The sequence below is a fragment of the Streptomyces sp. P5F9 genome (genome assembly GCF_057961495.1).
Window position 1 is genome coordinate 1 of the sequence record NZ_JBXVPZ010000931.1, and the last position, 1,292, is coordinate 1,292.

General features: G+C 68.6%; 1 protein-coding gene. It reads right to left on the reverse strand.

The window, feature by feature from the left end; translation table 11 throughout:
- Nucleotides 1–132: 132 nt before the first annotated feature.
- Complete coding sequence (locus tag AC31A1_RS51575; RefSeq protein WP_489659938.1) at nt 133–984, reverse strand: alpha/beta hydrolase; 852 nt, start codon at nt 982–984, stop codon at nt 133–135.
- Between the last annotated feature and the right edge of the window lie 308 nt (nt 985–1,292).

Consider the following 1,292-nt stretch of genomic DNA (forward strand, 5'->3'; position numbering starts at 1 on the left):
GCCAACCCGCCCACCACACTGGGTGAGTTCACGTTCGACGCGTATGCCGGGATGGATTTCTACGACGTGAGCATGGTAGGGTGGCAGCGCGCCCCGGTCCCTGGTGGTGGACCGGGGCACTTGTCGCGAGTGTCAGCTGACCGTCTTGGCGGCGTCCGCGATGAGGTTGGCGACGATCTTGGGGTGGCTGATCATCGCGACGTGGGACGAGCGCGGTACTTCGACGACCTTGCGCGCGTTCGCACGGCTGTACATCCAGCGCTCGCACGCCGGCGGGATCGCCTTGTCCTGGCCGGCGACCAGGCCCCACGACGGGATCGTCTTCCAGGCCGCGGCCGTGGTCGGGAAGACGAACGAATCGGCGTCGAACGGCCGCTGCGTCGCCTGCAGGACCCGGAAGTCGGCGGTGGAGATGTCGGCGGCGAAGGCCGCCTGGCCGTCCTTGCTCAGGTACAGGTCGGTTCCGGTCGTGCCGTCGGCCTTCGTGTACGGGACCGGCACGCTCACCGGTCCGACCTCGCTGCCGGGGAACTTGGTGATGAGCTCGCCCTGCGTCTCACCCACGTCGGGCACGAACGCCGCGATGTAGACCAACGCCTTGACGTTGGACTTCCCGGCGGCGGCATTCGTGATCACCGTGCCGCCCATGGAGTGCGCGACCAGCACGACCGGTCCGCTGATGGAGTCCAGCAGACTCGCGACGTACGGGGCGTCGGTCGGAATGCCCCGCAGCGGGTTCGCCGCGCAGACCGTGGTGTAGCCCTTGTCCTGCAACTCCCTGATGGTGGCGTTCCAGCAGGACGAATCGGCGTACCCGCCGTGCAGCAACACGATCGTGGGCTTCACCTTGGACTTCTCCTCACCGTTGCCAGTTGTGGCCGTCGCCGCGCCGGCCGTTCCTTCTGCGCCGGCGATCAGCGCCGCCGACCCGGCCAGCGCCGCTCCGGCGGCCAGTACCCGCCGGCGGGAAACATCGGAACTCATGGGACTCCTCAGGCATGGGGATTCGGGGGGAACAGGTCTGACGAAGCGCTCGCCGCCGAGCTGCTGTGCGAGGGCGGCGGGCGCCAACTGAACAGGTCGCCGTCAGGAGTTCGGCTCGGTCGGCGGGCTCAGCCGCGCGCGGGCGGCTTCATCGGTGTGGCATGCCATGGACCCTATGAGGAGCGCTTTTGCGGTGGCATCGGCAATGTGACCTAGATGCCGGGGTTGGTGGTTCTGCCGTCGGCTTCAGCAGAGGCCGGGGCTCCGCTTACGGCCACGGCCACGTCAACTGTCCCCGCCCGGACCCG